We start from the raw sequence: 12,831 nt of genomic DNA on the forward strand, positions 1-12,831 counted from the left end.
CGGATCCGTGACCGACGCCCGGGGCCTGGGTGTGGCCGTCCTTTCGAGCTGAATCGTCTACGACATCAGCCACGGTGCCCGGGCTCGACGGCTCCCGCGGGGGCTGGGGAGGGGCGCGACGGCGGCGGGGGTACCGAGTTGGACCCCTGAGCGGGGTGGGCTACTATTTGTCGGCACGCCTCGGGGTGTGGCGCAGCTTGGTAGCGCGCTTCGTTCGGGACGAAGAGGTCGTCGGTTCGAATCCGGCCACCCCGACCAGAGGTAAGAGCAGGTCAAGGCCCCTCCAGCGAGGGGCCTTGATTCGTTTCCGACCGTTCTCCCGAACGTAGGCGATCCGGAACCAGGTTGGCGCGGTGCGCGGCGTCCGATCAGGGGCAGCGGTCCGCGAGGACGCAGAACTCGTTCCCCTCCGGGTCGGCGAGCACGACCCAGCGCTCATCGCCCTGGCCGACGTCGGCGTGCCGGGCACCCAGGTCGAGCAGGCGACGGACCTCTTCGTCCCGGTCCATGTCGGTCGGGTTGACGTCGATGTGGAGCCGGTTCTTGACGGTCTTGCCCTCGGGCACGCGCGCGAACGTCAACGTCGGCGGCACCGGGCCGGGGCGGTCCCTGCCTTCCGGCACCGCAGGGGAGCCGATCGTGACGGTTCCGTCGTCCTCGTCCTGCACGACGTAGCCGAGGACGGCGCACCAGAACCGGGCGAGACCGTGCGGGTCGGCACAGTCGATCGCCAGCTCGGTGAACTTGCTGGTCATGTCGGACCCTCCCCAGTCGAGTGCCGGTCCCCGGGGGCCGGTCAGTCCTGCCGTTCGGTGCGCGCGATCTCCGTGAACGCGGCCGTCAGGTAGCCGTCGAGGGGCCGCCCCGTGGCGGCCAGCAGGTCGGCGACGAGCAGCGGCCCGTGCCGCGCCACGGCGGGCGGGTCGGGCGGCGACTCGTCGCCGTCGGGGTCGTAGACGCCGAGGGCGCCCGCCAGCAGGACGAGCACCACGTGCGGGTCGACGTCGGGCTGCCACTGCGCGGCGTCACGCACGCAGCCTTCGAGCACCTGACGGACGTCGTCGCCGTCCAGGCCGTCGGGGTGGGTCTCCTCCAGCAGCAGCCGGACCACCGCGCCGAGCACCAGGCCGGACCGGTCGGCTGCGGCGAGCCGGGCCACCGCGACGTCGTACGCCTCGGGGGCGCGCTCGCGGGCGGCGGCGACCGCGTCGGTGGTGGCGGCGGCGATCTCGCGGGCCGGTGCGGGCAGGTGTCGCCAGGTGGTGGTCATCGCGACCAGGATCGCAGAGAGGTACGACGCCCCGCCGGCACGCCCGCCCTGTGACCCCCCGCACAGGGCGAACGGGAAACTCGGCGCCAAAAGGCCTCGCGCTGTGTCACACCCAGCACACAGAATCGGGGGATGCTCAGTCGCGCCCTGCCCCGCCGTTCCGAAGCTCGGCGGATGCTCATCGGCACGCTGTTGTCGGCGATCGGGCGCGGCCTCACCCTGCCGTTCCTGTTCATCTACCTGACCGACGTCCGCGGCCTCTCCGACACCCGCGCCGGTCTGGTGATCGGCTGGTACGGCGTGGTGACCCTGGCGCTGTCGCCCGTCGGCGGCACGCTCATCGACCGGTTCGGCGCACGCCGGATCCTGCTGACGGGCCTGGTGATCGAGGCGGTCGGCACCGGGTCACTGGCACTGGTCGACTCCAGCGCCTCGGCGTTCGGGGTGATGACGCTCGTCGCGATGGGCAGCTCCGTCATCTGGCCCGGGCAGAACACGATCCTCGCCTCACTCACCGACGCCGACGAGCGGCAGCGGGTCTTCGGGTTGAACTTCGCCCTGCTCAACCTCGGTATCGGCCTCGGCGGCCTGACCTCCGGGGCGATCGTCGACACGGCCCGCGCGGTCACCTTCCAGGCGATCTACGTGCTCGACGCGATCAGCTACCTGATGCCCGCGCTGATCCTGCTGACCCTGCCGCACGTGGGCCACCGGCTCGCCGCCGCGACGGGCGGGGACCGGGCGTCGGCCGGCGGCTACCTCACCGTGCTGCGCGACCGCCCGTTCCGGCGGCTGGTCATCTTCGGCCTGGTCCTGACCACCTGCGGCTACGCGCAGATCGAGGTCGGCTTCACCGCGTACGCCGTGCGGGTGGCCGAGGTGACGCCGCGCGTGGTCGCCTGGGCGCTGGCCGGCAACACGGTGATGATCGTGCTCTCCCAGTTGCTGGTCCTGCGGCGGATGGAGGGGCGCAGCCGGACGGGCGGGCTGGCGGTCGTGGGCGCGGTCTTCGCGATCGCCTGGCTGGTGCTGGGCGCCGGGGGCGTGGTCGGCCCGAGCAACGCGCTGGTTGCCGCCCTCTGCGTCGTGGCCTGCTCGGCGATCTTCGGCTTCGGCGAGACCCTGCTGTCGCCGGTGATGCCGGCGCTGACGAACGCGCTCGCCACGGACGCGCTGCGCGGCCGGTACAACGCCATGAGCTCGATGATCTTCGGCATCAGCGGGGTGATCGGCCCGGTCACGGCGGGCCCGCTGCTCGGTGCGGCCAACGGCCGGGTCTGGGTCGTGGCGGTCGTCAGCGGTTGCCTGGTGGCCTCGCTCATCGCGCTCTCCCTGCGCCGGTTGCTCACGCCGGCCCAGGACGGCCGCGCGCCGGCCACTCCGCCGGCCGCCGAGCCGGCTGCTGCCAAGGCCTGACCGCGCCCGTCCGACTGTGCAGGGGTGATCGCGCCCGCCCGACCCTGCGAGGGTGATCGTCCCCGGTTGACCGCGCCCGCCCGTGAATCGTGGCCGCGGGCGCGGCGCCGGACGACGACGGGCCCCGGAGCGGATGCTCCGGAGCCCGTCGACTGGTGCGTCCGCCGTCAGGCGGTGGGGACCTCCGCAGTGGTGCGGATGCGGTCCAGGGCCGGCGCCGAGACCGGGGACTCGGCGGTCAGGTAGGCCACGAACGCGTCCAGGTCGATCATGCCGGTGACCGCGTTGGTGCCGCCGGTGAGGACGGTGAAGCCGTCACCGCCGCCGGAGAGGAAGTTGTTCACTGTCACGCGGTACGTGGCGTCGGCGGTGACCGCCGTACCGCCGAGGGTGAGGCTGCCCCGGACGACCCGGGTGCCGGAGCAGGCGTCCGCGGCGGTGCCGGTGGTGCCGGCGGGGTCGACTACGTACCGGATGGTCGACGACGGGTAGAGCGTCCGGCCGGTGACGAACTGCTGCTCCAGCAGGCAGTAGAGCTGCGCGCCGGTGAGGTCGAGCGTCACGAGGTTGTTGGCGAACGGCTGCACCGTGAACGCCTCCTCGTAGGTGACCGGCCCGGCGTCAAGGTCGGCGCGTACGCCACCGGGGTTCATGAAGGCGGCGACCGCGCCCTGCTCGTCGTCGGTGGCGGCGAGCTGCGCGTCGGCGATCAGGTTGCCCAGCGGGGACTCGCCCATGGTCGTACCGAAGAGGGTCTCCTGGGTCTTCTTGATCTCCGTGGTGGTCTGGCCGACCTCGCGGCCGGCCACCGGGCCGAGCACGGTCCTGTAGCGGTTGATCAGGTCGGTCTGCGCCCGGTCCGGGGCGACGTCCCGGGTGACCACCACGTTCTCGGCCTTGGCGCTGATCACGTCGCCGGTGCGCCGGTCGATGGAGAGGTCGATGTCGGTGACCAGACGACCGAAGGAGCTGGCGCTGGTGACCAGCTTGCCGGCGATGTCGCAGTTGTACGCCTGGTGGGTGTGGCCGCTGACGACCACGTCGATGGACGGGTCCATCCGGTTGGCGATGTCCACGATGGGGCCGGAGATGCCCTTGCAGTCGTTGATGCCGCCGGTGGCCTCCTGCGTGCCGCCCTCGTGCAGCAGCACCACGATCGTCTCGACGCCCTTGCGGCGCAGCTCGCGGGCGTACCGGTTGGCGGTCTGCGCCTCGTCGGCGAAGGTCAGGCCGGCGACGCCCTGCTGGCTGACGATGCGCGGGGTGCCCTCCAGCGTCATGCCGATGAAGCCGACCTTGACGCCCTGCACCTTGTGGATGGCGTACGGGGCCAGCAGCGGCTGGCCGGTCGCGGTCTTGAACGCGTTCGCGGAGAGGTACTGGAAGCCGGCGCCCTCGTAGGGGGTGCCGTCGGCGCAGCCGTCGACCGGGTGGCAGCCGCCGTTCTGGATGCGCAGCAGCTCGGCGGCGCCCTCGTCGAACTCGTGGTTGCCGACGCTGGCGTAGTCGAGCCCGGCCAGCGAGAGCGCCTCGATGGTCGGCTCGTCGTGGAACGCGGCGGAGAGCAGCGGGGAGGCGCCGATCAGGTCGCCGGCCGCAACGGTGATGGTGTTCTGCTCCTTGGCGGCGCGCTTGCGCAGCTCGGCGAGCTGGGTGGCGAGGTATTCGGCCCCGCCGGCGGGCTGCCCGGCGATGGTGCCGCTGGAGCCGGACGGCGGTTCGAGGTTGCCGTGGAAGTCGTTGAGCGCGAGCAGCTTGACGGCGACCGGCTTCGGGCCGGCGTCCGCCTGGTCGGGGGTGGTCGTGACCGCGCCGAGGGCGGTCACGGCGAGCGCGGTCAGGCCGATGGCGGCCCGGCGCATCCCGGGGATGGACATGGAACTCCTCGTGGGAAGCCGGCGCGGGCACCCGGGTGACGGTCAACCCCGGGGGCTGGCCGCGCCGTCGGCAGTGTTCGGTCGCGGTGACGCCGGTGGGGGATCGCCGCCGCGTCGCCGACAGCCTCTCATCGGCGCCCGTCCCCGTCGACCGGGGCGTACCCCCGGAGCTGGGCATGCCCGCGACCGGGGGCCCGTCCGGACGGGCGTTTCCGACATGCCCGGCAGTGTCGACGGCGTGCTGCCTGCCCCGGCTGCCCGGGGCCGGCGCCCGCCCTCAGCAGTACGTGTAGCTGCCCTTGCTCCCCCACGAGCAGGAGTCGATCAGGGTGCCCGCCGAGTTGCGCAGGTACGCCTTGTCGCCGGTGTTGTTCCAGATGTAGGCGCCCGAGCCCCAGTAGCGGTGGGTCGAGCTGTTGGTGCCCTTGCCGGTGTGCACAAAGACGCTGGCGCCCGGGGCGAGCCGGAAGTCGCCGGAGAACTTGTAGACGTGGTTGGACTGGTCGCGCAGCGTCCAGTACTTCAGGTTGATCGTGGTGGAGCGCCCGTTGGTCAGCCGGATGTACTCGGCGTTGAGGCTGGAGTTCGAGCGGTTGTCGGCGCCCGGCGAGTTGTAGTAGGCCTTGGTGATCTGGACGGCCGGGGTGGCGGCCTGGGCCGGGCCGGCGACGGTCAGCGAAACGCCCACCGCGACGCCGAGCGCCACCGCGAGACCGATCAGCCTTCTCCTCATGCGATTCCCCCACACAGACGGCCGGTCGTTGAGCCGGCGGACGAGCCGCGCACCCGCACGGCCGGCCGAGGTTATCGATCTCCGGTGGTGATTGTGGACGGTGAAACGACCGCCCCGGGCAATTGCGTCCGCCCGGTTGATCGGCTGCCGGCCGGCGGGACGTGCGCCGATGGTCCGACCGACCGCCGGGGTCGCCGGACGGCGGGACGCGGCCACCGCGCGTCCCGCCCTCGCCCGGCGTTCGGAGCCGGGGGCCGTACGGTGCGTCGGTCAGCCCGGCGCCTCGCGCCGGTCCGTCCCGGCGATCAGCGCCGCGACGGCCGCCGCATCCCAGGTGCCGGCGACTCCCGGCCGGGCCAGCAGGTAGCGGGCGACGCGGTCCGCGTCCCAGCCGTGCGACTCGCGCAGGCCGCGGGCGATCATGCCGAGGTAGGCGGGGGCCGGGGCGCGCCACGGCACCTCGGACGCCGCCCACGGGGCGGTGAAGGTCAGCAGCGGGAGCCCGTCGAGCCGGCCGGGGCAGAGCAGGGTCTCGTAGCGGCCCGGGCCGAGGGTGGCCCTCCCCGTGGCGACGGCCTCGGCGACCAGGTCGGCGTCGGCGCCCGGCTCCCGGTACATCTCCTGGGCGGCCACGTCGGCGAACTGCCCGCCGTCGAGCAGGTAGGCCCGGGCCGCGGCCTCGCCGGGAAGCGCCGGGTCGTAGAAGGCCATCCCGCCGGTCCACGCCCGGGACTCGCCGGCGAAGTAGACGCCGCCGGACAGCGAAACCGGCACCGTACGCCTCGGGGGTCGCGGGTCCCGGCAGCCCGGGTAGGTCCGGCGCCCGCCGGGCGGGCAGCCCCCGGCCAGGTAGAAGCCGAGCCGGTCGGCGTGCATGTTCGAGCCGTACGCGACATACCAGACCTCGCCCACCCCGGCGGCGGTCAGAGGTCGCAGGTCATACCGGCGGCGTGGCTGGCCTGCACCAGGTGCGTGACGCAGCCGCTTCCGGCGACCTGGTGCAGCAGGAAGCCGGTCGGCTCGGCGACCCAGCCGAACCGTTCGTCGGGGCTGGTGGTGAGCGAACTCTGCCGCCAGGTGCTCGGCGCGGTGGTGAGCACCGTGCCGGCGAAGTTCACCGTCACGGGGCGGTGGACGTGCCCGGCGAGCACCCGGACGACGTGCGGGTGCCGGGCGACCACCTCGGCCAGCCCGTCGCCGTCGGTCAGCCGGATGTCGTCGAGGAACGTGATGCCGACGGGCGCCGGCGGGTGGTGCAGGCAGACCACCGCCGGCACCTCGGGCCGGCCGGCCAGCACCCCGTCCAGCCAGCCGAGCTGGTCCTCGCCGAGACAGCCGGCGCCGCCCCCGCCCGGCATCAGGGAATCCAGCACCACGACGGTCGCCTCCGGGTGGTCGACGTGGTAGTAGGCCGAGAAGCCACCGCCGAGCCACGGGGTGCCGCCGAAGGCGTCCAGCAGCGACTCGCGGTCGTCGTGGTTGCCGGCGACGAGGTGCAGCGGCAGCGGGAACCGGCCGAGGATCTCGCGCAGCGTCGCGTACTCGTCGGGGCGGCCACGCTCGACCAGGTCACCGGTGACGACCACGCAGTCGGGCCGGGGGTTCAGCGCCAGCACCCGGCCCAGGGCGCGGTGCAGGCCGGCGGCCGGCTCGGCGGCGAGCGCGCCGGTGGTCAGGTGCGGATCACTGAGCTGGGCGATGAGCATCGGTGCCTCCACTCGACCGGGACCCCCACGCTATCGCCGCGAGCCCCGGCGCGCGGCCCGCCCGTACCCACAGGCCCTGTCCACAGCCTGTGGATGGCACATGTGTACGAAGAACGCTGACGATCTTGGCCACGGCGGTACGGCGGTCCGCTGAGTACGCTTGATCGCGGGCCCGCCCGCCGGTCGCAGCCCTCCCTACCTGGAACGACGTGCCGAGTGGATCACGAGCGAGTCATCCGAGACGTCACGGTCCGCCTCCCCATGGCGTCGACCGTCGTCGAGGCGTGCCGGTGGACCGTCACGGCGCTCGCCCGCCACGCGCCGGCCACCATCTCCGTGCTGCTGCACGTCCACGACCGGCTGCGCTGCGTCGCGGCCACCGGGTCCTGGCAGGTCTTCTCCACCGTCCCGCCGAAGACCGGGATCGTGGGCCGGGTGTACGCCTCCGGCGGGACCGCCGTCGTGCCCGACGTCGCCGACGACCCGGACTACATCCCGGTACGCCCCGACGTCACCGCCGAGGTGTGCGTACCGGTGCTGGACCCGGCGGGCCGGCCCATCGGGGTGCTGGACCTCCAGTGGTGCGGTCCGACCGACCTCGGGCCGTGGCGCGACACCGCCGAGCGGCTGGCGGCCCGGCTCGGCGCCCGGATCGTGGCGCTCGGCGGGCCACCGGCGGAGAGCCGCAGCGAGAAGCTCCTCCGGCACGCCGCCGCGCTGACCTCGGCGTCGACGGAGTGGGATCTGTTCGCCGCCGCGATCACCGCGGCCCGGGACGTCTCCACGCTCTCCGCGGCGGTGCTGGTGCTCACCGGCCCGAGCGGGCCCCGGCTCGGCACGCCGCCGGCCACCCCGGGCGAGTTGGAGGGTCGGATCCGGGCGGAGCTGGCCGAGGCGGGCCCGGCCGCGCTGGACCGGCTGGTCACCCGCGCCCACCGCCACGGCGTGGGCTACACGCTCGGCGAGGCGGGACACCCGCCCATCCCCGACCACCTGCCGCTGACCCGGGCCGGGGTGCGCACCCTGGTCGCGGTGCCGGTCGGCCAGCCCGACGACGGCGGGGTGCTGCTGGTCGCCGACGAACGGATGCTGCGCCCCGATCCGACCACCGTCAACCTGCTGGAGCTGCTCGCCGGTCAGGCGTGGAGCTGCCTGGACCGGCTGCGTACGCTGGCCCGCCTGCGCGAGCAGGCCGACTCCGACCCGCTGACCGGGCTGCGGCACACGGGGCCCTTCGGCCAGCGGATCGCGGCGGCAACCCCGGGGCGTACGGCCCTGCTCGCCATCGACGTGGACGGCTTCAAGACCGTCAACGACACGTACGGCCACCAGGCCGGCGACCGCGTCCTCGTCCGGCTGGCCCGGGCCCTGGAAGGGGCGCTGCGGCACGGCGACGAGCTCTACCGCGTCGGCGGCGACGAGTTCGTGGCGGTGATCGAGGTGGGCCGCCCCGAGGAGGCCGTACGCATCGCCGAGCGCCTGAACGAGGCGGCGCGGCGGATCGGTCGCACGATCAGCGTCGGGGTGGCCCTCCCCCGCCCGGGCGAATCCCCCGAAGCCACACTGCGCCGCGCCGACCAGGCCCTCTACGCGGTGAAACGCCACGGCCGCGACGCCACCCGCCTCGCCCCGGCCTAGGTGTGCTGGCCGACGAACCACCACCACCGGACGGCTGATATCTCCGCGGCATAAAAATGCCTGCGGTATCGAGCCGGGCGGACCAACACCGCCCGGCCGTCGAGGTCCCGCGCAGCCATGATCGACGCGAGAGGGAGGGGTTAGCGGGGGGTCAGTTCCTTGGCGAGGAGTTCGGCTATCTGGGCCGTGTTGAGGGCGGCGCCCTTGCGGAGGTTGTCGCCGGTGACGAAGAAGTCCAGCGCACGGGGGTCGTCGACGGCACGGCGGATCCGGCCCACCCACGAGGGGTCGGTGCCGACCGCGTCGATGGGCATGGGGAACTCGCCCGCCCCCGGGTCGTCGACCAGGATCACCCCGGGCGCGTTCCGCAGCACCTCGCGGGCGCCCTCGGCGTCCACCTCGGTGGCGAAGACCGCGTGCACCGCGACGGAGTGGCCGGTCACCACCGGCACCCGTACGCAGGTGGCGGAGACCTTGAGGTCGGGCAGCCCGAGGATCTTGCGCGACTCGTTGCGCAGCTTCATCTCCTCGGACGACCATCCCGCGTCGACCAGGGAGCCGGCCCAGGGCACCACGTTGAGCGCCAGCGGCGCGGGGAACGGGCCCACGTCGTCGCCGACCGCCTGGCGTACGTCGCCGGGGCGGGAGCCGAGCACCCGGTCCCCCGCGACCTTGGTGAGCTGGGCGTGCAGGGTGTCCACGCCGCCCTGTCCGGCGCCGGAGGCCGCCTGGTAGGAGGCGAGCACGAGTTCGCGCAGCCCGTACTCGCGGTGCAGCGGGGCGATGGCGATGATCATCGCCAGGGTGGTGCAGTTGGCGTTGGCGATGATCCCCTTCGGCCGGTTGCGTACCTGCTCGGGGTTGATCTCCGGCACCACCAGCGGCACGTCACGGTCCATCCGGAAGGCGCCGGAGTTGTCGACCGCCACGGCCCCGCGGCTGACCGCGACGGGCGCCCACTGCGCGGAGACCTCGTCGGGGACGTCGAACATCGCCACGTCGACGCCGTCGAACGCCTCCGGGGTCAGCGCCTGGACGGTCAACTCCTCGCCCCGGCAGCGCAGCCGCCGCCCGACCGAGCGCTCCGAGGCGAGCAGCCGGATCTCGCCCCAGACGTTCTTCCGGCCGCTGAGCAGCTCGCACATCACGGTGCCGACGGCACCGGTCGCCCCGACCACGGCCAGGGTGGGCAGCGGCGACACGGTGGCTACCGTCCCGTCCCCGCGTAGACGACGGCCTCGGTGTCGCCGCCGAGGTCGAAGGCCTCGTGGATGGCACGCACGGCGGCGTCCAGGTCGGTGTCGCGGCAGACCACGGAGACGCGGATCTCCGAGGTGGAGATCATCTCGATGTTGACCCCGGCCGCGCCGAGGGCGGCGAAGAAGCCGGCCGCGACGCCGGGGTGCGAGCGCATGCCGGCCCCGATCAGCGAGACCTTGCCGACGTGGTCGTCGTAGAGCAGGCCCTTGAACTTGACCGACTCCTGGATCTTGCTCAGGGCGGCCATGGCGGTCGGGCCGTCGGCCTTGGGCAGCGTGAAGGAGATGTCCGTGCGGCCCGTGCCCTCGGTGGACACGTTCTGCACGATCATGTCGAGGTTGATCTCGGCGCCGGCCACGGTGTCGAAGATCCGCGCGGCGGCGCCCGGCTCGTCGGGCACCCCCACGATCGTGATCTTGGCTTCGCTGCGGTCGTGGGCGACCCCGGTGATCAGTGCTTGCTCCACAGGAAGGTCCTCCATCGATCCGGTGACCATCGTGCCGGTGTTGGTCGAGTATGACGAACGGACGTGGATCGGCAAGCCCGCCCGGCGGGCGTACTCCACGCTGCGCAGGTGCAGGATCTTGGCGCCGCAGGCGGCCAGCTCCAGCATCTCCTCGTACGTGATCTGGGTGATGTGCCGCGCGTTCGGGACGATCCGAGGGTCGGCGCTGAAGACGCCGTCCACGTCGGTGTAGATCTCGCAGACGTCCGCGTGCAGCGCGGCGGCGAGCGCCACGGCGGTGGTGTCGGAGCCGCCCCGGCCCAGCGTGGTGACGTCCTTGGTGTCCTGCGAGACGCCCTGGAAACCGGCGACGATGACAACCGCGCCCTCGTCGAGCGCGCCCTTGAGCCGGCCCGGGGTGACGTCGATGATCCGCGCCCGGCCGTGCACCGACGTGGTGATCACGCCGGCCTGCGAGCCGGTGAACGAGCGGGCCTCGTACCCCAGGTTGTGGATGGCCATGGCGAGCAGCGCCATGGAGATCCGCTCCCCGGCGGTGAGCAGCATGTCCAGCTCGCGGCCCGGCGGCAGCGGGCTGACCTGGTTGGCCAGGTCGAGCAGCTCGTCGGTGGTGTCCCCCATCGCGGAGACCACCACGACGACGTCGTCGCCGGCCTTGCGGGCGGCGACGATGCGCTCGGCCACCCGCTTGATCCGCTCGGCGTTGGCGACGGAGGATCCGCCGTACTTCTGCACCACGAGTGCCACGACGGTGCGCTCCCTCCAGCGACGACCCTGAGCGTGCCGACGCCGCCGGAGTTCAGCCGGCGGCGCGTGTCAGACGCACCCAGGGTATCGGTCGCCCGACCCGGCCGGGTCGGGTGATCCCACGATCCGGCCCCGCCGCCCGGGGCGGGGTGGTGCGCGACACGCCGGGACGCCGCGCGCGGCGGGGCGCACGCGCGTGCTTCCCGGGCCGCAGAATGGCCCCGTGCACGCCCATCTCCGCCCGGCCGGCCTTCCCGCGAAGCCCGCGCGCGCGTCGGCGCGTCCGGCCAGACGCCTCGCCACCGCGCTCGCGCTCGCCCTGCCCGCGCTCCTCGCCGCCTGCACCGCCGACCTGCCGGCCCCCCGGCCCACACCCACCTCGGCGCCGGTGCCGGCGGGCATGGACGCGGCACGCGACGAGTTGGCCGCGCTGGCGGCCGCCGCCCAGGACCGGCACCTGGTCGCCAGCTACACGCTGCGCGCTCCGGGGTCCCCGGACCGGACGATCCTGGTGACCAGCGCGAACGACGGCAGTTGGCGGGTCGACGTGCCGGGCGGCGCGCTCGGCGGGAGCGCCGACGTCTCGTTCGCCGCCACCGCCGACGGGCTGTTCCAGTGCGCCCTGCCGTCCGCCGCCCGGCCCGAGCCGGCGACCTGCGTACGCCTCGGCGATCGCGACGAGGCCGTGCCCCGCCGGGTCGACCCGCGCGTGCAGCACCCGTTCACCGACTGGCTGGACGTGCTGACCGACCGGCGGGCCCCGCTCGCCGTGTCGCCCGCCCAGCCGCCGCCCGGCGCCGCCGGGGCCTGCTACTCGGTCGAGACCACGTCGGCGTCGATCAACGCGCCGCTGGACGTGGGGATCTACTGCTACGACCCCGACGGCACGCCCACGGCGGTGCACACCGCGTCCGGCACGCTGCTGCTCGCCGGCACGCCCGCGCCGGCCCCGGCGACGGTCCAGCTGGCCGGGCCGGTGGTCGACGCCGAGCCGCTCGGCACGGCGACGCCGGAGCCGACCACGGAACCGGCCACGAGCCCGGGCGCGGGAACGCCCTGACCGGCGGTGACGTTACGGGTGCCCTTCGCCACATTCGGACATCCCACCCCTAACCCCCTAATCGCCCTTACGGGACACTAGCCCCATGGCCGACCTCACCCCGCTGCTCGCGTTCCGCTGGAGCCCCCGGTCCTTCGACCCGGTGGCGGAGCTGTCCCGCCAGGACGCGGCCGCACTGCTGGAGGCGGCCCGCTGGGCGCCGTCGGCCGGCAACGCCCAGCCGTGGCGGTTCGCGCTCGGGCACCGCGACGACGAGACGTTCAAGCGGATCCTGGTCAACCTGCCCGACCCCGACCAGCGCTGGGCGCAGCGCGCCGCCGCCCTGCTGCTCGGCGCGCACCGCACCGGCCCCGCCGGGCACGCGTACGACCTGGGCCAGGCGGTCGCCCACCTCACCGTGCAGGCCACGGCGCTCGGCCTGCACGTACGCCAACTGCACGAGTTCGACCACGCCGGCCTGGCCGCCGACCTCGACCTGCCGGGGGACGTACGGCCGCACGTGGTGGCGGCCGTCGGGCAGCTCGGCGACCCGCTGAGCCTCCCCGCCGACCTGCTGCGGTCGGAGACCGGCCTACGCCGGCGCCTCCCCCTGGCCGACCTGCTGCTGACCAGCGAGCCTGCGAAGTGCGTCTCATAGTTCGGACCGGCCTTCCCGCCC

General features: G+C 73.8%; 12 protein-coding genes and 1 tRNA gene. 5 read left to right on the plus strand and 8 right to left on the minus strand.

Annotated features, from left to right (window positions below):
- Nucleotides 1-181 precede the first annotated feature (181 nt).
- Nucleotides 182-258, plus strand: a tRNA-Pro gene (locus tag AC5L34_RS21600).
- Nucleotides 259-368: 110 nt separating this feature from the next.
- Here the strand turns inward: AC5L34_RS21600 and AC5L34_RS21605 are convergent.
- Together AC5L34_RS21605 and AC5L34_RS21610 are read right to left on the minus strand one after the other, a co-directional pair.
- Nucleotides 369-755, minus strand: coding sequence for a VOC family protein (locus tag AC5L34_RS21605; protein ID WP_441176872.1), 387 nt, complete (start codon nt 753-755; stop codon nt 369-371).
- A 41-nt stretch (nt 756-796) separates the two neighbouring features.
- Nucleotides 797-1,270 (minus strand): hypothetical protein, encoded by a 474-nt coding sequence (locus AC5L34_RS21610; protein WP_363625514.1) that lies wholly within the window; start codon nt 1,268-1,270, stop codon nt 797-799.
- A 132-nt stretch (nt 1,271-1,402) separates the two neighbouring features.
- On the opposite strand from AC5L34_RS21610, the gene AC5L34_RS21615 reads away from it, so the two are divergent.
- Complete coding sequence (locus AC5L34_RS21615) at nt 1,403-2,686, plus strand: MFS transporter (protein ID WP_441176871.1); 1,284 nt, start codon at nt 1,403-1,405, stop codon at nt 2,684-2,686.
- A 167-nt stretch (nt 2,687-2,853) separates the two neighbouring features.
- Here AC5L34_RS21615 and AC5L34_RS21620 read toward each other — a convergent pair whose 3' ends face one another.
- From AC5L34_RS21620 to AC5L34_RS21635, 4 genes are all read right to left on the minus strand, one after another.
- Nucleotides 2,854-4,563, minus strand: coding sequence for a bifunctional metallophosphatase/5'-nucleotidase (locus tag AC5L34_RS21620; protein ID WP_494826683.1), 1,710 nt, complete (start codon nt 4,561-4,563; stop codon nt 2,854-2,856).
- 277 nt (nt 4,564-4,840) lie between these two features.
- Entirely contained in the window at nt 4,841-5,296 is a 456-nt protein-coding gene (locus AC5L34_RS21625; RefSeq protein WP_494826685.1) for a lamin tail domain-containing protein, read from the minus strand.
- Nucleotides 5,297-5,566: 270 nt separating this feature from the next.
- Nucleotides 5,567-6,208: a histone deacetylase gene (locus tag AC5L34_RS21630; protein ID WP_494826687.1), complete on the minus strand. Its 642-nt coding sequence runs from the start codon at nt 6,206-6,208 to the stop codon at nt 5,567-5,569.
- 11 nt (nt 6,209-6,219) lie between these two features.
- Nucleotides 6,220-7,002, minus strand: a complete 783-nt coding sequence (locus AC5L34_RS21635; RefSeq protein ID WP_494826689.1) for a phosphodiesterase — start codon at nt 7,000-7,002, stop codon at nt 6,220-6,222.
- 216 nt (nt 7,003-7,218) lie between these two features.
- On the opposite strand from AC5L34_RS21635, the gene AC5L34_RS21640 reads away from it, so the two are divergent.
- On the plus strand, nt 7,219-8,640 hold the full coding sequence (locus tag AC5L34_RS21640; RefSeq protein WP_494826691.1) for a GGDEF domain-containing protein: 1,422 nt from the start codon (nt 7,219-7,221) through the stop codon (nt 8,638-8,640).
- Between the two features lie 140 nt (nt 8,641-8,780).
- On the opposite strand, the gene AC5L34_RS21645 is transcribed toward AC5L34_RS21640, so the two are convergent.
- A complete protein-coding gene (locus AC5L34_RS21645) occupies nt 8,781-9,842 on the minus strand; it encodes an aspartate-semialdehyde dehydrogenase (RefSeq protein ID WP_357722441.1) in 1,062 nt (353 codons plus the stop codon).
- Nucleotides 9,843-9,847: 5 nt separating this feature from the next.
- Nucleotides 9,848-11,113, minus strand: a complete 1,266-nt coding sequence (locus tag AC5L34_RS21650; protein WP_089003025.1) for an aspartate kinase — start codon at nt 11,111-11,113, stop codon at nt 9,848-9,850.
- A gap of 223 nt (nt 11,114-11,336) precedes the next feature.
- Here AC5L34_RS21650 and AC5L34_RS21655 point away from each other — a divergent pair, with 223 nt between their 5' ends.
- Complete coding sequence (locus AC5L34_RS21655; protein WP_441176866.1) at nt 11,337-12,173, plus strand: hypothetical protein; 837 nt, start codon at nt 11,337-11,339, stop codon at nt 12,171-12,173.
- An 85-nt stretch (nt 12,174-12,258) separates the two neighbouring features.
- Entirely contained in the window at nt 12,259-12,810 is a 552-nt protein-coding gene (locus AC5L34_RS21660; RefSeq protein WP_441176865.1) for a nitroreductase family protein, read from the plus strand.
- Nucleotides 12,811-12,831 lie beyond the last annotated feature (21 nt).

Source organism: Micromonospora sp. ZG13 (assembly GCF_059359355.1).

Excerpts from the sequence above, each read along its gene's own strand:
- AC5L34_RS21605 (WP_441176872.1), bottom strand. The coding sequence starts at position 755 with ATGACCAGCAAGTTCACCGAGCTGGCGATCGACTGTGCCGACCCGCAC.
- AC5L34_RS21610 (WP_363625514.1), bottom strand. The coding sequence starts at position 1,270 with ATGACCACCACCTGGCGACACCTGCCCGCACCGGCCCGCGAGATCGCC.
- AC5L34_RS21615 (WP_441176871.1), top strand. The coding sequence starts at position 1,403 with ATGCTCAGTCGCGCCCTGCCCCGCCGTTCCGAAGCTCGGCGGATGCTC.
- AC5L34_RS21620 (WP_494826683.1), bottom strand. The coding sequence starts at position 4,563 with ATGTCCATCCCCGGGATGCGCCGGGCCGCCATCGGCCTGACCGCGCTC.
- AC5L34_RS21625 (WP_494826685.1), bottom strand. The coding sequence starts at position 5,296 with ATGAGGAGAAGGCTGATCGGTCTCGCGGTGGCGCTCGGCGTCGCGGTG.
- AC5L34_RS21635 (WP_494826689.1), bottom strand. The coding sequence starts at position 7,002 with ATGCTCATCGCCCAGCTCAGTGATCCGCACCTGACCACCGGCGCGCTC.
- AC5L34_RS21660 (WP_441176865.1), top strand. The coding sequence starts at position 12,259 with ATGGCCGACCTCACCCCGCTGCTCGCGTTCCGCTGGAGCCCCCGGTCC.